Raw genomic sequence first — 21,689 nt, 5'->3', positions numbered from 1 at the left:
AGCAAAGCGAGAGTTTGCGCAAGGTCAAGCGAACACGCCACGATTGATCGCCCGGCGCGGCAGCGCGGACACGGCTTGGGCGAAGAGCCCCGCCCGTTGCCTGCGCAAGCGGCAGCGCGGAGCCGGTGACGACGTCAGACCTCGATTTCGGTGAAGCTGCGGCGCAGGGCCTCGGACCAGGCGAGGCTCATCTTGTGGAACACCGGATCATCCGCCTCGATCCGGCGCAGGCGGCTGAGGCGCATCTGGTCCGCCTCGATCACCGCGAGGTCCAGCGGCATCCCCACCGACAGGTTCGAACGCAGGGTCGAATCCATCGAGAGCAGCACCGCCTTCTGCGCGTCGAGCAGCGAGGTGTCCATCGTCACGACGCGGTCGAGGATCGGCTTGCCGTACTTGTGCTCGCCGATCTGGAGGAACGGGGTGTCCGACGTCGCCTCGATGAAGTTGCCCTCGGGATAGACGAGGAACATCCGCATGTCCCCGCCCCGCCGCTGCCCGGCGACGATCATCGTGGCCGAGGCGTTCTGCGACATGCCGCCAAGCTTCATCGCGATGTCGCTGGCCACCCGGGACAGGGTGTTGCCGACGATCTCGGCCACCTGGAGCATCGTCTCGGCCTGCATGATCGAGGGCGTCATCGTCGAGTCAGGATTGTCGATCGCATCCGCGAGCCGGGCGATGGTGGTCTGCGTGACCGACAGGCTGCCCGCCGTCATGATCGCGATCACCCGCTCGCCCGGGCTCTCGAAGGTGAACATCTTGCGATAGATCGAGATGTTGTCGAGCCCGGCATTGGTGCGCGTGTCCGACAGAAGAACCATGCCCGCATTCAGCAGCATACCCACGCAATAGGTCATCGCACCCCCGCCCGCCAAACTCGGCCCCGACCAGGCGGCACGTTTAGAACCAAGCCGGGGGCGACGCAACGATGCGCGTCACGACACGCCATCCGGCGATGCAACATCGCATCACCGGATGCAGAACCGGTTAATTCGCGGGCGTTCCGCGAAAGACGCTACTGCTGGGTCTGGCTCTGGCCGGCGGCGCGGTCGCCGTCGACCACGCTCACGTCCACTTCCATCGCCTCGATCCCCATGCCCGAGGCCACGCCGCGAATCGGCGCCGCGCCCTGGGCATCGTGCCCCGAGCCGAGCCGGACATAGCGCGCGTCCGGGCAGCACTTGTTCGCCGCGTCGAACCCGATCCAGCCCAGACCGGCGACGAAGAGCTCGGCCCAGGCGTGGCTGGCCTCGTGGGCCGCGCCGTCGTTGCCCGATTCGAGATAGCCGGTGACGTATCGCGCCGGAATGTCCGACGCCTGTGCCACGGCGATCAGCGCGTGGGTGTGGTCCTGGCAGACCCCCCGCCCCAGCGCCAGCGCCTCGGCCGCCGTCGTCGTCGCCTCCGTCTCGCCCGGGGTGTACTCGATCGCCTCCGACACCGCCTTGGCCAGCGCATGGGCGCGCGACAGGATCTCGTCCTGCGCCACCCCTTCCAGCGCCTCCTCGGCCAGCACCTTCACCGCCGCGTCGGGCCAGGTGGCATGGGTCGGCCGCAGGTAGGCCTCGGGCGGCACCGTCTCGCGGTGGCCGCGCAGCACGCCGGCAAGGTCCACCGTCTCGACCGTGCCCTTCACGATCACGCGCACCTCCTCGACCGGGCCGAGAAGGCTGACCGTTTCCACCCAGTCGCCCGCCCCGTCACGGAAGGCCGCGCCGCGCGTCGCGCCCTCGACCTCGACCGACCAGTCGATGACCGTCTGCCCCTCGAACTGCGAGGGGGTCAGGCGATGGCTCTGCACAACGCCCTTCATCGGCGGATCGAAGCGGTACACCGTCTCGTGGGAAACCAGCAGTCTCATCGCATCTCTCCGCTAAGATACGTCCGCTGCACCTCGCCCGCGAGGGCGCCGACGCGCAGGATGAAGCGGGTCAGGAACTCGTGCAGGCCCTCGTCGAAGATGTCCTCCACGGTCATGTCCGCAAGCTCGCCCACCATGCCCCGCACCGCGGTCTGCGCCGCCGTCGAGCGGCCGTAGGCCCGCGCCAGCCGGTCAAGGTGGTCGTTCGCGCCCTCCACGGCGGACAGCAGCGAACGCGGGCAGGCCCGGTTCAGCACCAGGAAATCGACGATCTTCGCCGGGCTGATCTCGCCGCCGTAGGCCCAGTTGAACGCCCGGTTGCTGGACATCGCCCGCAGCAGCGTGCGCCACTGGTAATTGTCGAGCCCCGAGCCGACGTGGCTGATCGTCGGCAGCAGCACAAAATACTTCACGTCGAGCAGCCGCGCGGTGCTGTCGGCCCGTTCGAGGTAGTGGCCGATGTTGGTGAAGTCGTTGCCGTCGTTCCTCAGTTGCGTGTTCAGCGCCGAGCCGCGGACCAGCGCCGTCGTCCGCAGCGTCCAGTCCGTTAGGTCCGACAGGCTGAGGGACGAGCGTTCCTGGCGCGCGAACTCCCGCACCTCCGCGAAGGCGGTGTTCAGCACGTCCCAGACCTGGGAGGTCAGCGCGGTGCGCACGATCCGCCCGTTCTCGCGCGCCCGCTCTATGCAGGAGGTGACCGAGTTCGGGTTGTCGCGGTCGAAGAACATCCAGGTCTCGATGTTGCGCTGCACCGTCTCGCCGTATTTCTCGGCGAAGGCCGCGGCGGTGCCGCTGGCCTGCAGGACCGAGTCCCACTCGTTGCGGTAGCCGCCGCCGGTGTTCGGGATCAGCGCGTTGCGTGCCCCGACCTCCAGCAGCCGCGCGTTGGTCTCGGCGCGCTCGATGTAGCGGGCCGTCCAGAACAGGTTCTCCGCCGTGCGGCTCAGCATGTCGAACCTCCCTTCGGGGTAGTGCCTTCGGGGGCGGTCGGGTGAGGGTCCATGTCGCTCATTCCGCCATCACCCAGGTGTCCTTGACCCCGCCGCCCTGGGACGAGTTCACGACCAGCGATCCCTCCTTCAGCGCGACCCGCGTCAGCCCGCCCGGCACCAGCTCGATCTGCTCGCCGACAAGGCAGTAGGGGCGCAGATCCACATGGCGCGGCGCGATCCCCTCGTCCACGAAGGTCGGGCAGGTCGACAGCGCCAGCGTCGGCTGCGCGATGTAGTTCCAGGGCTTCTCGCGGATCTTCTCGGCGAAGATGTCGATGGTGCTCCTGTCCGCCTTCGGCCCCACCAGCATCCCGTAGCCGCCCGATCCGTGGACCTCCTTCACGACGAGCTCCGGCAGATGCTCCAGCACGTACTTGCAGTCGTCGGACTTGGCGCATTGCCAGGTCGGCACGTTGTTCAGGATCGGCTCTTCCCCGAGGTAGAAGCGCACCATTTCCGGCACAAAGGTATAGATCGCCTTGTCATCCGCGACCCCCGCGCCGGGCGCCGAGCAGATCGTGACGCCGCCCGAGCGGTAGACGTTCATCAGCCCCGCGACCCCCAGCATGGAATCGGGGCGGAAGCACAGCGGGTCGATGAAGGCGTCGTCGATCCGCCGATAGATCACGTCGACCCGCTTCGGGCCTTCCGTCGTGCGCATCCAGCAGTAATCGCCCTCGACGAACAGGTCCGCCCCCTCGACCAGTTCGACCCCCATCATGTCGGCGAGGAACGAGTGCTCGTAATAGGCCGAGTTGTAATGGCCGGGCGTCAGGATCACGACCCGCGGCTCACCCTCGCACTTCCGCGGTGCCACCGAGGCGAGCGTGCGGCGCAAGAGGCCCGGATAGTTCTCGACCGGCGCGATCCGGTTGTGCTGGAACAGCTGCGGGAACATCCGCATCATGATCTCGCGGTTCTCCAGCATGTAGGACACGCCCGAGGGCGTGCGGCAATTGTCCTCCAGCACGAAGAACTCGTCGGGGCCGGTGCGGACGAGGTCGATGCCGACGATGTGGGAATAGACCCCCTTCGGCGGCACGAAACCGCAGACCGCCGTCTCGTAGGCCTCGTTCTGATAGACCAGCCGCCCCGGGATCCGCCCCGCCTTCACGATCTCGCCCCGCCCGTAGACATCGACGAGGAAGGCGTTCAGCGCCCGCGCCCGCTGCTTGATGCCGCGTTCCAGCCGGTGCCACTCGTCGGCCGAGAAGACGCGGGGGAACATGTCGAAGGGGATCAGCCGGTCGGGCGAGCCGCCCTCGCCGTAGACGGCGAAGGTGATGCCGATGCGCCGGAACAGCGCCTCGGCCTCGGACTGCTTCATCGCCTTCAATTCGCTCGGCATGTCGCGGCTCCAGCCTTCGAGCCCGCGATAGGGCGGACGCACGTCCGAGCCGTCGTACATCTCGTTGAAATAGGTCGTGATGGCGCGCCCTCCGCTGCCCCGATGTTTTTCTTACAGATATTCGCAACGTGCCGCCAAGGCAAACGTCACTGCCTCACCCCGCCCCGTTCCCGCACCGCAACTGCCCGGTTTTGCGGCACCTCCGCCGCAAGGCCTTGCAGACGGCAAAGCCGCTGGACATCGTCGGAGCCAGCGGCACCATGGCGCCACCGCGACAGGGAGAACGCAGATGGAAGAGATCACCGAAGAGATCACGGTCTGGGGACGCGCGACGTCCTCGAACGTGCAGGCCGTGCTCTGGGGGCTTGCCGAGATGGGCCTGCCCTTCCGCCGCATCGACGCGGGCGGCCGTTTCGGCGGGCTCGACACGCCCGACTACCGCGCCATGAACCCGCCCGGCCTGATCCCGACGGTGAGGATCGGCGACGGCCCCGCCCTGTTCGAGAGCGCCGCGATCCTGCGCGCCCTCCTCGCCCGCTTCGGGGACCCGCCGTTCTGGCCCGACGGTCCCGACGCCCGCGCCGTGATCGACATGTGGGCCGAGTGGTCGAAGCACACGCTCGCCGCCAGTTTCACCGTGCCCGTCTTCTGGGCCCACTGGCGCACCCCCGAGGCCGAGCGCGACACCGCCGCGATCGAGAAGGGCCTGCGCCGCTTCGAGAGGAACCTCGCCCTCTTCTGCGACCAATGCCGGGGCGACTGGCTGCTCGGCGACTTTTCCCTCGCCGACATATGGGCGGGCCACGTCCTCTACCGCTACTTCACCCTCGACCTCGACCGCCGACCGCCCCCGGGCGCCGAGGCCTACTACGACCGCCTCGCCGCCCGCCCCGCCTACGGCGAACACGTCATGGTCGATTACAGCGAACTCAAGGCCGTCAGGCGCAGCTGACGACACATCTCGGGAGGCGACAGGATGCAGAGCTTCGGATCCCTCATGTTCACCGGTGCCGTGCAGGAGATGCAGAAGGCCCGGGGCAGCGCCGACATGGCCAGCCGCCTTGCCGAACGGCCTGCCCCGTCCGGACTTGGCCCGGACGAGCGTCTTTTCGTCGAAACCCGGACCTCGTTCTACATGGCCACCGTCTCGGAGACCGGCTGGCCCTACATGCAGCACCGCGGCGGCCCACGGGGCTTCCTGAAGGTGCTGGACGACAGGACCCTCGGCTTCGCCGATTACCGCGGCAACCGGCAGTACATCTCCACGGGCAACCTCACGGCCGACGCCCGGGTGGCGCTCTTCCTCATGGACTATCCGCGCCAGGCCCGCCTGAAACTCGCGGGGCACGCGCGCATCGTCACCGACGATCCCGCGCTGGCCGACCGCCTCGCGACCGAAGGCCAGGGCCGTCCGGAGCGCTGCCTCCTGATCGAGGTCGCGGCCTTCGACTGGAACTGCCCGCAATTCATCACCCCCCGCTTCGACGCGGACGAGATCGCGGCCCTCGTCGGACCGGAGATCGACCGCCTGACCGCCCGCATCGCCGAACTGGAGGCCGAGAACGCCCGGCTGCGCGCGGCAAGGTAGCGGAAAACGAGACCCGCCCGGCGGCACCCGCTCCGCGCACAACCCGTTTTCCGCGACCCCGCCCCGAGGCCGGGCCCGACGCTGCCCGAACGGCCCGCCGCCGGCGCCCGATCTGCCATCCGCGTTCGCGCGGCGGGCGGCGCGCGGAAAACGGAAGTCCGCCCACGACCGGCGTCAGGCGAGCCCCCGTTTTCCGCCACCCCGCCCCGAGGCCGGGCCTGACGCTGGCCGAACGGACCGCCGCCGGCGCCCGACCTGCCATCCGCGTCCGCGCGACGGGCGGCGCGCGGAAAACGGCAGCACGCGACAGATTCGACACCCTGCCTGCCCGTTTTCCGTTGCCAAGATCACGTGGAGGCGGAACGTGGAAATCCGCGCATCGACGCTAGGCAGGCGAGCGCCGCGCCCTACCATCGGCCCATGGCCGACCCGCTCCTCACCTTCACCGACCGCGGCATCTTCTGCCCCGCCGGAAACTTCCACATCGACCCCTGGCGCCCGGTGGAGAGCGCCCTGATCACCCACGGTCATGCGGACCACGCCCGCCCGGGCCACGCGCGCTATCTCGCGACCGACCTCGCGGCGCCGGTGATGCGCCACCGCCTCGGCGACATCCGGCTCGACACCGTCCGCTATGGCGAGCGGCGCGAAATCGGGGACGTCACGGTCTCCTTCCACCCCGCAGGTCATGTCCCCGGCTCCGCCCAGATCCGGGTCGAGCACCGGGGCGAGGTCTGGGTCGTCTCCGGCGACTACAAGGTCGAACCCGACGGTCTTTCCGATCCGTTCGAACCGGTGACCTGCCACGCCTTCGTCACCGAATGCACCTTCGGCCTGCCGGTCTTCAAGTGGCGCCCCCAGGCCGAGACCGCGGCCGAGGTGAACTCCTGGTGGGCCGCCAACGCCGCCGAGGGGCGCGCCTGCATCCTCGGCGCCTATGCGCTCGGCAAGGCGCAGCGGTTGCTGAACCTGCTCGACACCACGATCGGCCCGATCCTGACCCACGGCGCGGTCGAGAACACCAATGCCGTGATGCGCGCCCAGGGCATCGCGCTGCCCGACACGATCCTCGTCACCCCCGAGACGAAGCCGAAGGACCATCCCGGCGCGCTCGTCCTCGCCACGCCCTCGGCCCTCGGCACGCCCTGGGCGCGCCGGTTCGGGCCCGCCTCCACCGGCTTCGCCTCGGGCTGGATGGCGCTCAGGGGCGTGCGCCGCCGCCGGGCCGCCGACCGCGGCTTCGTCATGTCCGACCACGCCGACTGGGAGGGGCTGAACAGCGCGATCCGAGAAACCGGCGCGACGCGCATCTTCGCCACCCATGGCTATACCTCGATCTTCCGCCGCTGGCTGACGGATCAGGGCTATGACGCCGCGGTGGTGCAGACCGACTTCACCGGCGAGTCGCTGGAAGAGGAGGACGCCGCATGAGCGCGCGCGCCTCCGGAGCGAGGGGCGAACGGGAAACGCGGGGCCCCACGCCTTGAACCGTTTCGCCGCCCTTTTCACAGCGCTCGACCAGACGACGAAGACCAACACCAAGGTCGCCGCGCTGGCCGACTATCTCTCGGAGGCGCCCGAGGCCGACCGGCTCTGGACCATCGCGCTGCTCTCGGGCCGTCGGCCGAAACGCACCGTGACCACCACGCTGCTGCGCGCCTGGGCGGCCGAGCGCGCGGGCATCCCCCTCTGGCTGTTCGAGGAGGCCTATCCCATCGTCGGCGACCTGGCCGAGACCATCGCCCTGATCCTCCCGCCCCCCGCATCAAGGACCGACCTCGGCCTCAGCCACTGGATCGGCGTCATCCGCGGCCTCGCCGCCCTCGACGAACCGGCCCGCAAGGCGGCGGTCCTCGCCGCATGGGACCAGCTGGAGACCACCCAGCGGTTCGTCTTCAACAAGCTCATCACCGGCGGCTTCCGGATGGGCGTCAGCCAGAAGCTGATGACCCGCGCCCTGTCCCGGGCCACCGGCATCGCCGAGCCCGACCTCGCCCACCGGCTGATGGGCGACTGGTCGCCGGAGAGCACATCGTTCCGCAACCTCGTCCTGGAACATGACCCCACCGCGGACCTGTCGAAGCCCTACCCGTTCTACCTTGCCTACCAGCTCGACGACGGCCCGGCGGCCCTCGGCGATCCGCAGGACTGGGCGGCGGAATGGAAATGGGACGGCATCCGCGGCCAGCTGATCGTGCGCGACGGCCAGTTCCACCTCTGGAGCCGGGGCGAAGAGCTGATCTCCGACCGCTTCCCCGAGTTCGCCCGCGCCGCCGACCACCTGCCGGACGGCACCGTGCTCGACGGCGAGCTTCTGGCCTGGGCGGACGAGACGCCGATGCCCTTCAACGCGCTACAGAAACGGCTCGGCCGCAAGACAGTGCCGAAGAAGCTCCTGGCCGAGGCGCCGGTGATCCTGCGCGCTTACGACCTCCTCGAGAGGGACGGCCGCGACATCCGCCAGACCCCCTACGCCGAGCGGCGCGACCGGCTCGAAACGCTGGTCGGGGACCTGCCCCCCGACGCCCCGGTGCGCCTCTCTCCCCGCCTGCCCTTCGGCGACTGGGACGAGCTGACCACCTTGCGCCAGACCTCCCGCGACCGCCAGGCCGAGGGGCTGATGCTGAAGCGCAAGGACTCCGCCTACCGCGACGGGCGCAAGCGCGGCGACTGGTGGAAGTGGAAGGTCGATCCCCTGACCATCGACGCGGTGATGATCTATGCCCAGCAGGGCCACGGCCGCCGCGCCAACCTCTTCACCGATTTCACCTTCGCCGTGCGCGACGGCAACCAGCTCGTCCCCTTCACCAAGGCCTACAGCGGGCTGACCGACGCCGAGTTCAACAAGATCACCGCCTGGGTGCGCAGGAACACGCTGGAGCGCTACGGCCCGGTGCGCCACGTCAAGCCCGAGCACGTGTTCGAGATCGCCTTCGAGGGCATCCAAGAAAGTCCGCGCCATAAGTCCGGCGTCGCCCTGCGCTTTCCCCGCATGTCCCGCTGGCGCCACGACAAGCCGGTGTCCGAGGCCAACACGCTGGACGATCTGAAGGAGATCCTGAAGGCCTACGGATGAAAGCGGCAGTCGCGTCCGGGTTGCACCGGCCTGGCTTCTTCCTTGTCCAAATACTCCCGCCGGAGGCATCCCGCACCCTCCGCCCCGCGCCGACACTTGCTGCGGCGCCATTTTCCTGGAGGAAAATGGATCGGTTTCCTCGAGGAAACCGGAGCCCGCCCGGATGGCAACCGGAGCGCGCCATAGGGGCGCGCCGCGGCGAGGGCGCGCCTGGCAGGAGGGGGCGGGATCGCCTCCGGCGGGAGTATTTTCCGCAAAGAAGAAGGCCAGGGAATCGGAGCCTGCCGGGCGCTCCGTCCGCTCCCGGATCGCGCCTGCCCTTTCCCCCGGGCGCAAGGCTTCATATGTTCCGCCCGGACACAGGAAAGAGGCCCCCATGATGCACCCCGTCTTCGACGCCCGCGATCCCGCCGCCGCGAAGGACTTCGGCGACCTTCCCGAGTGGGACCTGAGCGATCTCTATCCCTCGGAGGACGCCCCCGAGCTGGTGCGCGACCGGGACTGGCTGGCGAAGGCCTGCGCGGACTTTGCCGCCACCTACGAGGGCAAGCTGGCGGAGCTCGACGCCGACGGCATGCTGGCCTGCGTCCACGCCTACGAGAGGATCGACACCATCGCGGGCCGCATCATGTCCTTCGCCGGCCTGCGCTATTACCAGAACACGACCGATCCGCAGCGGGCCAAGTTCATGTCCGACTGCCAGGACGCGATCACCGTGGCGACGACGCCGCTGGTCTTCTTCTCGCTCGAGATCAACCGGATCCCCGACGCCCGGCTTGACGCGCTGTTCGAGGCCAACGCCGATCTCGCCCGCTACCGCCCCGTCTTCGACCGCCTGCGCGCGATGCGGCCGCACCAGCTCTCCGACGAGCTGGAGAAGTTCCTGCACGACCAGTCCACCGTGGGCGCCGCCGCCTGGAACCGGCTGTTCGACGAGACGATCGCGGGGCTCGCCTTCGACATCGACGGCGAGGAGATGGGGATCGAGGCGACGCTGAACCTCCTGACCGACCCCGACCGCAGCCAGCGCGAGAAGGCGGCGAAGGAACTGGCGCGGGTCTTCGGCAGGAACGTCGCCCTCTTCGCCCGCGTCCACAACACGCTGGCCAAGGAGAAGGAGATCGAGGACCGCTGGCGCAAGATGCCGACGCCGCAGACCGGGCGGCACCTGTCGAACCATGTCGAGCCCGAGGTGGTCGAGGCGCTGAGGAATGCCGTGGTGGCCGCCTATCCGCGGCTTTCGCACCGCTATTACGAGCTGAAGCGCAAGTGGCTCGGGCTTGACCGGATGCAGGTCTGGGACCGCAACGCGCCGCTGCCGATGGAAGAGCCGCGGACGATCAGGTGGGACCGTGCCCGCGAGATGGTGATGGACGCCTACACCGATTTCTCGCCCCGGATGGCCGAGCTGACGACGCCCTTCTTCGAGAAGGGCTGGATCGACGCCGCGGTGAAGCCCGGCAAGGCCCCGGGCGCCTTCGCCCATCCGACCGTGACCGAGGTGCACCCCTATGTCATGCTGAACTACCTCGGCAAGCCGCGGGACGTGATGACGCTGGCCCACGAGCTTGGCCATGGCGTCCACCAGGTGCTGGCCGCCGACCAGGGAGAGCTGCTGGCCTCGACCCCCCTCACGCTGGCGGAGACGGCGAGCGTCTTCGGCGAGATGCTGACCTTCAGGAAGCTGCTGGCCGCGGCGAAGACCCCGGCCGAGAAGAAGGTGCTGCTGGCGGGCAAGGTCGAGGACATGATCAACACGGTCGTCCGGCAGATCGCCTTCTACGACTTCGAGTGCAAGCTGCACGCCGCGCGGCGCAACGGCGAGCTGACGCCGGACGACATCAACGCGCTCTGGATGTCGGTGCAGGCCGAATCCCTGGGCGATGCCTTCGACTTCATGGACGGCTACGAGACCTTCTGGGCCTACATCCCGCACTTCGTCCACTCGCCCTTCTACGTCTACGCCTATGCCTTCGGCGACGGTCTCGTGAACGCGCTCTACGCCGTCTACGAGGAGGGCACGCCGGGCTTCCAGGAGAAGTATTTCGAGATGCTGAAGGCCGGCGGATCGAAGCACCACAAGGAGCTTCTGGCGCCCTTCGGCCTCGACGCCTCGGACCCCGCCTTCTGGGACAAGGGCCTGTCGATGATCGAGGGCTTCATCGACGAACTGGAGGCGATGGAGGACTGATCTTCCGCGACGGCCCCGCCGGTCCGTCGGTCGGAATTGGCCGGGGCCGGGCCTTCCCGGCGCCCGCCTCGCGCGGCTGCGGACGGCGCCGGTATCGGAGGGCCGCGGAACGCGGTCTCAGCCTTCGGCGGCAAGCGCCATGTCGATCATCCGCTGGGTGCCGCGGCTGAATTCCAGCGGGCAGGCATAGGGCGCGCCGTCGCGCATCGTGCGGCCGAAGGCCTCGACCTGGAGGACATAGTGGTTCACGCCGGGGAAGCGGTGGGTGGTCACCGCCATGCCGGCGGTCTCGACCTCCACCCGCGCCTCGCCGAAGACGTTGGCGTTGAACGGCGTCGTCACCGTGATCCGTCCGGCGTCGCCGTGGAAGCTCATGCGCTGGTTCGGGAACATCCGGGTCGAGACCACGCAGGAATAGCTGAACTCCGGGAACTCGGCGGAGACGCGGGCGACGGTGTCGACCCCGTTCTCCACCCGCAGCAGCGCCGTCAGCCGATCGGGCTCGGCCCCCGTCACGAAGCGGGCCGAGCCGAAGGTGTAGACGCCGATGTCGCGCAGGCCGCCGCCGCCCGTCTCGGCCTTGTTGCGGATGTTGGCGGGGTCGGGATTGTTGTAGCAGAACATGCCGTCGACATGCATCAGCCGCCCGATCGCACCCTCGACCAGCAGCCGCCTCACGAGATGCCACTGGGGGTGGTGGACGATCATGAAGGCCTCGGCCGCCAGCACGCCCGCCGCGTCCCGCGCCGCGATCAGGTCGTCGAAATCCGTCTCTACCATCGCCATCGGCTTCTCGCACAGCACCGCCTTGCCCGCCGCAAGCGCCTTCTTCGTCCATTCGACGTGCAGGTGGTTCGGCAGCGGGATGTAGACGGCGTCGATGCCGGGGTCCAGCAGAAGCGCGTCGTAGCTGTCGTGGAGCTTCAGACCCGGCGCGAACTCCCGAAAGCCATCGGCCTTCGCGGGGGTGGCGGTGGCCAGCGCGGCCAGCTCGGCGCCGCGGGCGGCGTGGATCGCGGGCCCCATGTGCTGGCGCGCGAAATTGGCGGCGCCCAGAATGCCCCAGCGGATCGGATCGGTCATTGCACTGTCCCCTCGTTGCCTGGCTGGCACCTTATAGCGGCGGCACCGGAGGAAAAGGCGAAACCCGGTTTGTCGCGCCCGCATGGGGGCATAGGCGGCATGGACGGGAAAGGCGAAGGCACGCCAGCGCAGCGCTGTCGCCCGCCTCCGGCCGCCCCGGTCGCCGTGCTGATGGCTGTCCGGGCAAGACTGCGCCGGGAACGTGAAAAGAGCGGCGCGGTTCCCGCCGCACCGCCCTGACAGGCAAATGTCGTACGCTGTGTCCTATGCGCCCGAGAGCATGCCCTTCTCGCGCGCCAGCTCCTTCATCCGTTTCTGGAGCTTCTCGAAGGCGCGCACCTCGATCTGGCGGATCCGCTCGCGGCTGACGTCGTACTGGCCCGAGAGTTCCTCCAGCGTGACCGGCTGATCCTCCAGGCGGCGCTGCATGAGGATGTCCTTCTCGCGCTCGTTCAGCACGTCCATCGCCTCCATCAGCAGCGCGCGGCGACCTTCCAGCTCGTCCCGCTCCTCGTAGTCGCCGGCCTGGTCGGCATCCTCGTCCTCCAGCCAGTCCTGCCACTGGGCGGCGCCCTCGCCGTCCTGGCTGATCGTGGCGTTCAGGGAGGCATCGCCGCCGGACAGGCGCCGGTTCATCGAGATCACCTCGTCTTCGGTCACGCTCAGGTCCTGGGCGATCTTGGCGACATGTTCGGGGCGCAGGTCCCCGTCCTCCAGCGCGCCGATCCGGCTTTTCGCCTTGCGCAGGTTGAAGAACAGCTTCTTCTGCGCCGAAGTCGTGCCGAGCTTCACCATGGACCATGAGCGCAGGACGTATTCCTGGATCGAGGCGCGGATCCACCACATCGCGTAGGTGGCAAGGCGGAAGCCCTTCTCGGGGTCAAATTTCTTCACCGCCTGCATCAGGCCGACGTTCGCTTCCGAGATCACCTCGGCCTGGGGAAGGCCGTAGCCGCGGTAGCCCATGGCGATCTTGGCCGCGAGGCGCAGGTGCGACGTCACCATCTTGTGCGCCGCGTCGACATCGCCATCCTCGGCCCAGCGCTTGGCCAGCATGTATTCTTCTTCCGGCTCCAGCATCGGGAACTTGCGGATTTCCTGAAGATACCGGTTTAGACCCTGTTCCGGGGAGGGTGCGGGAAGATTTGCGTAGGTTGCCATGGCTCAGTGCCCCTTCTGCACCCCGATGTATCGGGGCTTAACATCCAAGTAGTAAACGGCCCGGTTCAGTTCAAGGACCGTACGTCACCTTCGTTTAACAGACAATGAACGCGAAAGGTGTCCGGATCCGTCGTTCCGACCCGAGTCACACATCCGTGTTCTGCACCGCAGCAAGCAAATCCTCGAAATCGGCGGGCAGCGCCGCCTCGAACGCCATCTCCTCGCCGCTTTCCGGGTGCCGGAACCCCAGGGAAGCCGCGTGCAGAGCCTGCCGCGGAAAGCGGTCCACCGCACGCGCCGCCGCATCGCCCAGCGCCTTCGCCGCAGCCCTGCGCCGCCCGCCGTAGGTCTGGTCGCCGACCAGCGCATGACCCGCGTGCGACATGTGGACCCGGATCTGGTGGGTCCGCCCCGTCTCGAGCCGACAGCTGACCAGGGCCAGCGCCGGGGGCGTGCCGAAGGCCTCGAGCACCTCGACCCGCGTCACCGCGTGGCGTCCGCCCTGGAACAGCACCGCCTGGCGCTGCCGGTCCATCCTGTGGCGGGCCAGCTGGGTGGTGATCTTCATCACGTTGCCCGGCTCGAAGCTGACCCCCCGCGTGCCGCGCAGCCGCGGGTCCGCCGCGTCCGGCACGCCGTGGCAGAGGGCAAGGTAGTGGCGGCTGGCGGTGTGCGCCTCGAACTGCGCGGCAAGGCCGTGGTGCGCGGCGTCCGTCTTCGCGACGACCAGAAGACCGCTGGTGTCCTTGTCGATCCGGTGGACGATGCCCGGCCGCTTCATGCCGCCAACGCCGGACAGTTCGCCGCCGAAATGGTGCAGCAGCGCATTGACCAGCGTGCCGCCGGGCGTGCCGGGCGCGGGATGGACGACCATGCCCGCGGGCTTGTCGACCACGATCAGCGCGTCGTCCTCGTAGACGATGGCAAGCGGGATCGGTTCGGGCCCGATGTGGCTCTCCTCCGCTTGCGGCACCGCGATCTCGACCACGTCCCCCGCCGCGACCTTCGCCGTCTGGTCTGTCACGAGCTCCCCGTTCAGCCGCACCGCGCCTTCCGCGATCAGGCGGCCGAGACGCGAGCGCGAAAGGTGCGCCTCCTCTGGCACGTCCCGCGCCAAGGCCTTATCAAGGCGCGCGGGCGGCGCGTCCGAGATGACGACCCTGAGGTGAGACTTGGACATGGAAGACACTCCGCTGGACCCCGAACAGGCGCGCACCCTGCGCTTCCTGAGGTGGCTGGTCACCGGGCTGACGACGACCATGATCGCGGGGCTGATAGTGCTGATCGCGCTGTTTGTCACCCGCTTCCCCGACAATGCCGCCCTGCCCCTGCCCGACAGCATCGCCCTGCCCGAGGGAACCAAGCCCTTCGCCGTGACCCGGGGCCGCGGCTGGCTGGCGGTGGTGACCGAGGACGACCGGATCCTGATCTTCGACGCCGCCTCGGGCGAGCTGCGCCAGACGGTCCGGATCACCGTCGCGCCCTAGCTTTCGGCCTTCTTCTCCCACCGGCCCGAGGCCTCGCTCCAGTACTGCGCCGAGCAGCCCGCATTGGTCAGGGCGCGCCACTGGCTGCGCGCCTTCTCCAGCGCCGCGGGATCGTTGCCGTCGAACAGCACGCAGACCCGTTCCAGCCGCTCGACCTCGTCCGCCGCCACCTCGGCGCCGTCCATGGTCATCAGGCAGACCGCACCGTTCGGCATCGCCGGATCGGTGGTCAGCAGCACCGGCTGGTCGGCATCGTGGGGGCCGCCGGACAGGCCATGGGGCAGGAACGGCTCGCCCTCCAGCAGCCACAGCTTCTGGTCCAGCCAGTCCATCCGCCGCGGGTTTGCCCCCCGCACCACCACGCGCCAGCCCTGCCCCATGGCGCGGGACAGCAGCATCGGCAGGGTCGCCTCCAGCGGGCGCTCGGTCAGGTGGTAGAAATAGGCGGCGCCCATCAGCGCGCCCGCGGATCGTAGTCGCCGACGGTCCAGATGTGCCCGCCGGGATCGCGGAAGGTGAAGGCGCTTCCGCCCTGGGGCTGATCGGCGAGCGGCAGCAGGATCTCCGCGTCCGAGGCGGCGACGCGGGCGTGCCGCGCGGCCACGTCCGGCACGATGGCATAGACCGAGACGGTGGCGCGGCCCCCCGACTCGGACGGCGCGACCATAAAGGCGGCGAAGGCGTTGTCGCGGGTGTCGGGGCCGAACATGTAGATGCCGCCGTTCAACCCCAGCTCTACATGGACGATCGCGCCGCCCCCGTCGCGGTAGACCTGGATCTCCTCCAGCCCCAGCACGCCGGTCAGGAAGGCCAGCGCGGCCTCGCAATCGGCATATCTGGTGGCGGGAACGAGCATGGCCTCAGCTTTCGAACATGTCCCGGATCATCCGGTTCAGCGACAGCACACCCCAGCCCGAGGCGCCCTTGGGCGCATGGACCGAGTCCGACGTGGTCGAGGCGACGCCGGCGATGTCGAGATGGATCCAGGGCGTGCCGTCCTTGACGAAGCGGTGCAGGAACTCGGCCGCGGTGATCGACCCCGCGGGCCGCCCGCCGATGTTCTTCACGTCGGCGATCCGCGACTTCAGCATCTTGGCATAGCCCTTGCCGAGCGGCATCCGCCAGGCGCCCTCGCCCTCGGCCTCTGCGGCCTTCAGGAAGGCGTTGCACAGCACGTCGTTGTTCGAGAAGACACCGGCGTTCTCGTGCCCGAGGCCGATGATGATGGCCCCCGTGAGCGTCGCGAGGTCGACCATGCCCACCGGCTGGAACCGTTCCTGCGCGTACCAGAGCACGTCGGCCAGCACGAGGCGCCCCTCGGCGTCGGTATTGATGACCTCGACCGTGTCGCCCTTCATCGAGGTCACGACATCGCCGGGACGCTGGGCCTTGCCGTCCGGCATGTTCTCGACCAGCCCGACAAGGCCGACGACGTTCGCCTTCGCCTTCCTCAGCGCCAGCGTCTTCATCACGCCCGAGACGGTGCCGGCCCCGCCCATGTCCATGGTCATGTCTTCCATGCCCGCGGCGGGCTTCAGCGAGATGCCGCCGGTGTCGAAGACCACGCCCTTGCCGATCAGCGCGAAGGGGTTCTCGTCGCCGCCGCCCTTCCACTGCATCACGACGACCTTCGAGGGGCTCTCGCTGCCCTGACCCACGGCCAGCAGGGTGCGCATCCCGAGCTTCTCCAGATCCGCCTCCTCCAGCACCTCGACCTCGACGCCGAGCTCGCGAAGCCCTTCCAGCCGCGCCGCGAACTCGGTGGTGGTCAGGATGTTGGCGGGGGCGTTCACCAGGTCGCGGGTGAAGAAGACGCCCTGGGCCAGCGCGTCGATCAGCCCGGCCTCGGCCTCCACCTCCTCGGGCTTGGCGACCATGAGCGTGATCGCGCCCGCCGGTTCGCCGTCCGACTTCGATTTCTGGTCGGTGTAGTCGTAGGCGCGCAGCGCCGCGCCAAGGGCCATCGCCGCCGCGCCCTTGCCCGCGTGGGGCAGCAGCAGCAGCGGCTTGCTGCCGCCCGCGCGGCGGATCGCGACGCCCGCCGCCCGCGCATCCGCGCCCGCCGCCCGCTTGTCGAGCTTCACCAGCACCACGGCGCTGGCCGCCATGCCCGCGGGCCAGGCGAAGCTCTGCACCTCCCCCTCGTCCAGCTTCTCGAACGCCTTGGCCGCGCAGAAGCGCTCCAGCGCGCCCTTCGTCAGCTTGTTCACCCGCTTCGCCGCCGGCCCCATCGTTCCGTCCGGCGCCACGGCGACGGCCACGACCCCCTCGAAGGCGGCGATGGCGTCCAGATCGGTGGCGGCGACGGTGACGGAGCTCGGCGTGGTCATGGAGGTATCCTGCTGTTGCGACGGTGAGCCATACCTAGCCCCGCGCGGCCCGCTTTGCCAGAAGGGAGTTTTCCAGCCGCCGACGATGGTCTAGGGTCGCGCGAGAGCGCCGCCGGAGGGGGGCGGAAAGGGACGCCGGGTGGCCAGATTCGACCGATATGTGCAGTCGCAGCTGATGTGGGTGTTCGGCTTCTTCTCCCTCGTGCTGGTTCTGGTCTACTGGGTCAACCGGGCCGTGTCGCTGTTCGACCAGCTGACCGCCAGCGGCCAGTCCGCCTTCGTCTTCCTGGAATTCACCGCGCTCAGCCTGCCGAACCTGATCCGCGCGGTCCTGCCCGTCTCGGCCTTCGCCGCCGCGCTCTACGTCACCAACCGCATGTCCTCGGAAAGCGAGCTTGTGGTGGTGCAGGCCAGCGGCTTCTCGCCCTACCGCCTCGCCCGCCCGATGCTGGTCTTCGGCGCCGTCGTGGCGCTGCTGATCTCGGTGCTGGTCCATGTCCTGGTGCCCGCCAGCATGACCCAGCTTGCCGCGAGGACCGCGGAGGTGTCCGAGAACGTGACCGCCCGGCTGCTGCGCGACGGCACCTTCCTGCACCCCGCGGACGGCGTCACCTTCTATGTCCGCGACATCACGCCGGAGGGCGAGCTGCGCGACATCTTCCTGGCCGATGCCCGGGCCTCGGGGGTGCGCACCAACTACTCGGCGGAACGCGCGCTGCTGCTGCGCTCGGACAACGGGCCGAAACTGCTGATGTACAAGGGGCTGGTGCAGAGCCTCGACCTGAAGACCGACCGGCTTTCGACCACCCGGTTCGAGGAGTTCGCCTTCGACCTCGCCTCGGTCGTCGACCTGCCGGGCGTCGGCGCCCGGGCTGTGCGCCAGGTCGGCACGCTCGAGCTGCTGTTTCCCGACAAGGCGCTGGAGCAGGAGACGGCCACGCCGCGCGGCGCCCTGCTCTACGACGGGCACGCCCGCTTCGCCGATGCGCTGACCGGGGCGCTGACGCCGCTTCTGGGCTTCTCGGTGCTGCTCCTTGGCGGATTCAGCCGGTTCGGGATGTGGCGGCAGATGGTGGTGGCGATCTTCTGTCTGATCGCGGTGCAGCTGCTGGACAACGCGGCGACCGATGCGGGGCGGGCCGACGGGCTCTGGCCGCTGGTCTATGCGCCCGCGCTCTGCAGCTTCGCGCTGTCGCTGGTGCTGCTCTGGTTCGCGGGGCGGCCGGGGCTGCTGGGCCGCACCTTCCGGCGGTCGCCCGCATGACGCTGCACCTCTACTTCGCCCGCCGCTTCCTCACGACATTCCTGTCGGTGCTGGCGATCTTCACCGCGATCCTCGTGCTGCTGGACCTGGTCGAGCAGGTGCGCAAGTTCGACAGCAGCGACGTCACCTTCCTCCAGCTCCTGGGGCTCACCATCCTGCACGTTCCCGAAAGCCTCTACGTCATCCTGCCGCTGGTGATGATCCTCGCCACGCTGACGCTGTTCCTGTCCCTCGCCCGCACCTCGGAGATGGTGGTCACCCGCGCCGCCGGCCGGTCGGCCCTGCGCAGCCTCGGCGCGCCGGTGGCTGTGGCATTGCTGATCGGGATCTTCGCCGTCGCGATCTTCAACCCCATCGTCGCCGCCACCTCGAAGACCTACGAGGCCGTCTCCGACAGCTTCTCGAACGGCGACCAGTCGGTGATGTCGATCAGCCGCGAGGGGCTGTGGCTGCGCCAGGGCGAGAACGGCGTGCAGACGGTGATCCGCGCCGACCGCGCCAACCTCGACGGCACCGAGCTTTACGGCGTGACCTTCATCGGCTTCACCCCCGAAACCGGCCCCGCCTTCCGGCTGGAGGCCGACAGCGCCCAGCTTCTGCCCGGCGCCTGGGAGCTTCGCGGCGTCAAGGAATGGCGCTTCGACCGGGCCAACCCGGAAAGCGAGGCGACCCTCTACCCGAGCTATCGCCTGCCCTCGAACCTGACCCGCAGCCAGATCCTCGACAGTTTCGGCACTCCTTCGGCCATCCCGATCTGGGAGCTGCCGCAGTTCATCGACCAGCTGGAAACCGCCGGCTTCTCGGCCCGGAAGCACCAAGTCTGGCTCCAGATGGAGCTGGCGCTGCCGCTGCTGCTGGTCGCCATGGTGCTGGTCGGCGCCTGCTTCACCATGCGCCACACCCGGTTCGGGCGCACCGGGCTGATGGTGATGCTGTCCCTCGCCCTCGGCTTCTCGCTCTACTTCATCCGCAACTTCGCGCAGATCCTCGGGGAGAACGGGCAGATCCCCGTCATGCTCGCCGCCTGGGGCCCGCCCGTCGCGGCGATCCTGCTGCCGCTCGGGCTGCTGCTGCACTGGGAGGACGGATGATGCGGCGCCTTCTCGTCCTGCTCCTGATGACGACGGCCCTCGCGGCGCCGACCCTGCCGACGCGGGCACAGACCCAAGGCCAGGCACAAGCGACGGAACAGGCCGGTCCGCAGACCGCCACGCTGGTCGCCGACCGGGTCCGGGTCAGCCGCACCGAGGAGCTGGTGGCCGAGGGCGATGTCGAGGTGCTGTACGGCACCACCCGCCTGAAGGCGCGCCGCGTCATCTATGCGAAGGCGGGCGAGCGGCTGAAGATCGAGGGGCCGATCACCGTCACCGACCGGGACGGCGCGATCATCGTCGTCGCCGACCAGGCCGAGCTGGACCGCGACCTGCAGAACGGCATCCTCGTCTCGGCCCGGCTGGTGCTGGAGCAGCAGCTGCAACTGGCCGCGAACGAGATCGCCTTCGTCGACGGCCGCTATACCCAGCTGTCGCGCTCCGTCGCCTCCTCCTGCGAGGTCTGCCCGTCGAACCCCCGCCCGACGTGGGAAATCCGCGCCCGGCGCATCATCCACGACCGCCAGGAGCGGCAGATCTACTTCGACCACGCGCAGTTCCGCTTCCTCGGCATCCCGATCTTCTATTCCCCGCGCCTGCGCCTGCCCGACCCGACGCTGACCCGCGCCACAGGTTTCCTCCTGCCCTCCGTCCGCTCCACCTCGCTGCTGTCGACGGGGCTGAAGCTGCCCTACTTCATCCGCCTCGGCGACAGCGCCGACCTGACGCTGACGCCCTACGTCTCGTCGCGCACCCGCACCCTCCAGGCGGAATACCGGCAGGCGTTCCGCACCGGGACGATCAGCTTCGAGGGCGCGATCTCGAAGGACGACCTGGGCGTCGAGGATCCGCGGTACTACCTGTTCGGCGAGGGCGACTTCGTGCTGCCGCGGGACTTCCGGCTGGAGTTCGACCTTCAGCTCGTCTCCGACACCGCCTACCTGCTCGACTACGGCTATTCCGACCGCGACCGGCTGGCGAGCGAGGTGAAGATCTCGCGCGCCCGGCGCCGCGACCTGTTCATCGCCAGCGTGACCGACTTCCGCACCCTGCGCGAATCCGAGATCCCGATCCGCGACCAGCTGCCCGGCACCTATGCCTACGTCAACTACGAACGCCGCCTGTTCCCCCTCGGCGGCGAGATGCGCCTTGGCATCGACGCGGCGAGCCTGGTGCGCGCGTCGCGCCTGGACGGCGTCGGGCGCGACGTCAGCCGCATCGGTCTCTCGGCCGACTTCCGCCGCAGCGTCGAGCTGCCGCTCGGCATCGTGGCGACCGGGATGCTGGGCTTCGCCGCCGACAGCTACGACACGCGGCAGGACAGCGCCTTCGACACCACCACCGGCCGCGTCACGCGGCAGGCGAGCCTCGAGCTGCGCTGGCCCTTCCACAAGACCGAGGCGAGCGGCGCCTACCAGGTGCTCGAGCCCATCGTGCAGGTGGCATGGGCCGACACCAACGGCAGCGCCGTGCCGAACGAGGATTCGGTGCTGGTGGAGTTCGACGAGGGCAACCTCTTCGCCATCTCCCGCTATCCCGGCATCGACGCCCGCGAGCAGGGGACGCGCACCAACGTCGGCCTCAGCTGGACCCGGTTCGACCCCGCGGGCTGGTCCATCGGCACCACCGTCGGCCGGGTCTACCGCGCCAGCGACCTCGGGCAGTTCTCCGCGGGCAGCGGGCTTTCCGGCGCCCGCTCGGACTGGCTGGCGGCGCTGCAGCTGCGGATCGGCAACAGCTTCGCGCTGACCCAGCGATCCCTGTTCGACGACCAGTTCGACTTTTCGCGCAGCGAGGCGCGGCTGGCCTGGCAGAACGCCCGCACCGCCATCGGCGCCTCCTATCTCTGGCTCAAGGCCGACGCGGCCGAGAACCGCCCCGACCCCCTGCACGAAATCGCGCTCGACACCCGCCGCCGCCTGTCGCGCCACTGGACCGGCAGCTTCAACAGCCGCTACGACCTGGTGAACGACCAGGCGGCCGAGGCGGGGCTGGGGCTGCAGTACCGCTCCGAGTGCCTGACGGTGGATCTTTCGCTCTCGCGCCGGTTCACCTCATCGACTAGTGTGGAGCCGAGCACGGATTTCGGCGTCAACGTGTCGCTGGCCGGTTTCGGGTCGGGACGCAACGACGAATCCTACCGGCGCAGTTGCGCCCGCTGAACCACACCGCCACCCGGCGCGCGGCGCCGGAGGCCAAACGAGACGACAAGAC

19 protein-coding genes are annotated in these 21,689 nt (G+C 69.1%); 9 read left to right on the top strand and 10 right to left on the bottom strand.

What is annotated here, in order from left to right:
- Positions 1-134: 134 nt before the first annotated feature.
- From A7B20_RS16860 to A7B20_RS16845, 4 genes are all read right to left on the bottom strand, one after another.
- The gene (locus A7B20_RS16860; RefSeq protein ID WP_102109755.1) at positions 135-860 is read right to left on the bottom strand and encodes a proteasome-type protease; all 726 of its coding nucleotides are present in this window, start codon (positions 858-860) and stop codon (positions 135-137) included.
- A gap of 158 nt (positions 861-1,018) precedes the next feature.
- Positions 1,019-1,864 (bottom strand): transglutaminase family protein, encoded by an 846-nt coding sequence (locus tag A7B20_RS16855; protein ID WP_102109754.1) that lies wholly within the window; start codon positions 1,862-1,864, stop codon positions 1,019-1,021.
- Positions 1,861-2,814: an alpha-E domain-containing protein gene (locus tag A7B20_RS16850; protein WP_102109753.1), complete on the bottom strand. Its 954-nt coding sequence runs from the start codon at positions 2,812-2,814 to the stop codon at positions 1,861-1,863. The genes A7B20_RS16855 and A7B20_RS16850 overlap by 4 nt, the downstream gene beginning before the upstream one ends.
- Positions 2,815-2,872: 58 nt before the next feature.
- Positions 2,873-4,264 (bottom strand): circularly permuted type 2 ATP-grasp protein, encoded by a 1,392-nt coding sequence (locus tag A7B20_RS16845; protein ID WP_172961045.1) that lies wholly within the window; start codon positions 4,262-4,264, stop codon positions 2,873-2,875.
- 229 nt (positions 4,265-4,493) lie between these two features.
- Here A7B20_RS16845 and A7B20_RS16840 point away from each other — a divergent pair, with 229 nt between their 5' ends.
- From A7B20_RS16840 to A7B20_RS16820, 5 genes are all read left to right on the top strand, one after another.
- On the top strand, positions 4,494-5,156 hold the full coding sequence (locus A7B20_RS16840; RefSeq protein ID WP_102109751.1) for a glutathione S-transferase family protein: 663 nt from the start codon (positions 4,494-4,496) through the stop codon (positions 5,154-5,156).
- Between the two features lie 24 nt (positions 5,157-5,180).
- A complete protein-coding gene (locus A7B20_RS16835) occupies positions 5,181-5,792 on the top strand; it encodes a pyridoxamine 5'-phosphate oxidase family protein (protein WP_102109750.1) in 612 nt (203 codons plus the stop codon).
- 420 nt (positions 5,793-6,212) lie between these two features.
- Positions 6,213-7,223 (top strand): ligase-associated DNA damage response exonuclease, encoded by a 1,011-nt coding sequence (locus A7B20_RS16830; protein ID WP_102109749.1) that lies wholly within the window; start codon positions 6,213-6,215, stop codon positions 7,221-7,223.
- Between the two features lie 52 nt (positions 7,224-7,275).
- Positions 7,276-8,868 carry an ATP-dependent DNA ligase gene (locus tag A7B20_RS16825; protein WP_102109748.1) on the top strand — a complete coding sequence of 531 codons (1,593 nt, stop codon included), beginning with the start codon at positions 7,276-7,278 and terminating at the stop codon, positions 8,866-8,868.
- A 376-nt stretch (positions 8,869-9,244) separates the two neighbouring features.
- Positions 9,245-11,059 carry a M3 family oligoendopeptidase gene (locus A7B20_RS16820; RefSeq protein ID WP_102109747.1) on the top strand — a complete coding sequence of 605 codons (1,815 nt, stop codon included), beginning with the start codon at positions 9,245-9,247 and terminating at the stop codon, positions 11,057-11,059.
- Between the two features lie 117 nt (positions 11,060-11,176).
- On the opposite strand, the gene A7B20_RS16815 is transcribed toward A7B20_RS16820, so the two are convergent.
- From A7B20_RS16815 to A7B20_RS16805, 3 genes are all read right to left on the bottom strand, one after another.
- Complete coding sequence (locus A7B20_RS16815; RefSeq protein ID WP_102109746.1) at positions 11,177-12,142, bottom strand: Gfo/Idh/MocA family protein; 966 nt, start codon at positions 12,140-12,142, stop codon at positions 11,177-11,179.
- A 264-nt stretch (positions 12,143-12,406) separates the two neighbouring features.
- Positions 12,407-13,303 carry an RNA polymerase sigma factor RpoH gene (rpoH, locus tag A7B20_RS16810; RefSeq protein WP_102109745.1) on the bottom strand — a complete coding sequence of 299 codons (897 nt, stop codon included), beginning with the start codon at positions 13,301-13,303 and terminating at the stop codon, positions 12,407-12,409.
- 145 nt (positions 13,304-13,448) lie between these two features.
- On the bottom strand, positions 13,449-14,483 hold the full coding sequence (locus A7B20_RS16805; RefSeq protein WP_102109744.1) for an RluA family pseudouridine synthase: 1,035 nt from the start codon (positions 14,481-14,483) through the stop codon (positions 13,449-13,451).
- Between A7B20_RS16805 and A7B20_RS16800 the strand changes: the two genes are divergently transcribed.
- Entirely contained in the window at positions 14,482-14,790 is a 309-nt protein-coding gene (locus A7B20_RS16800) for a DUF6476 family protein (protein WP_102109743.1), read from the top strand. The genes A7B20_RS16805 and A7B20_RS16800 overlap by 2 nt on opposite strands.
- On the opposite strand, the gene A7B20_RS16795 is transcribed toward A7B20_RS16800, so the two are convergent.
- From A7B20_RS16795 to A7B20_RS16785, 3 genes are read right to left on the bottom strand one after another with little or no spacing between them, the layout of a single operon-like run.
- Positions 14,787-15,245, bottom strand: coding sequence for a DNA polymerase III subunit chi (locus A7B20_RS16795; protein WP_102109742.1), 459 nt, complete (start codon positions 15,243-15,245; stop codon positions 14,787-14,789). The two genes, A7B20_RS16800 and A7B20_RS16795, sit on opposite strands and share 4 nt — an antisense overlap.
- Positions 15,245-15,646: a VOC family protein gene (locus A7B20_RS16790; protein WP_102109741.1), complete on the bottom strand. Its 402-nt coding sequence runs from the start codon at positions 15,644-15,646 to the stop codon at positions 15,245-15,247. The genes A7B20_RS16795 and A7B20_RS16790 overlap by 1 nt, the downstream gene beginning before the upstream one ends.
- A gap of 4 nt (positions 15,647-15,650) precedes the next feature.
- Positions 15,651-17,120 carry a leucyl aminopeptidase gene (locus A7B20_RS16785; RefSeq protein ID WP_102109740.1) on the bottom strand — a complete coding sequence of 490 codons (1,470 nt, stop codon included), beginning with the start codon at positions 17,118-17,120 and terminating at the stop codon, positions 15,651-15,653.
- A gap of 139 nt (positions 17,121-17,259) precedes the next feature.
- Between A7B20_RS16785 and lptF the strand changes: the two genes are divergently transcribed.
- Genes lptF through A7B20_RS16770 form a run of 3 tightly spaced genes read left to right on the top strand, consistent with a single transcriptional unit; the run spans position 17,260 to position 21,637 of the window.
- Entirely contained in the window at positions 17,260-18,384 is a 1,125-nt protein-coding gene (gene lptF, locus A7B20_RS16780; RefSeq protein WP_102109739.1) for an LPS export ABC transporter permease LptF, read from the top strand.
- Entirely contained in the window at positions 18,381-19,475 is a 1,095-nt protein-coding gene (gene lptG, locus A7B20_RS16775; protein WP_102109738.1) for an LPS export ABC transporter permease LptG, read from the top strand. Before lptF ends, lptG begins: the two co-directional genes overlap by 4 nt.
- Positions 19,475-21,637, top strand: a complete 2,163-nt coding sequence (locus A7B20_RS16770) for an LPS-assembly protein LptD (protein WP_102109737.1) — start codon at positions 19,475-19,477, stop codon at positions 21,635-21,637. The genes lptG and A7B20_RS16770 overlap by 1 nt, the downstream gene beginning before the upstream one ends.
- The last annotated feature ends 52 nt before the right edge of the window (positions 21,638-21,689 follow it).

The organism is Oceaniglobus roseus, assembly GCF_002869745.1.
GTDB classification, from domain to species: Bacteria; Pseudomonadota; Alphaproteobacteria; order Rhodobacterales; family Rhodobacteraceae; genus Oceaniglobus; species Oceaniglobus roseus.
This window is presented reverse-complemented; position numbering and strand designations above follow the sequence as displayed.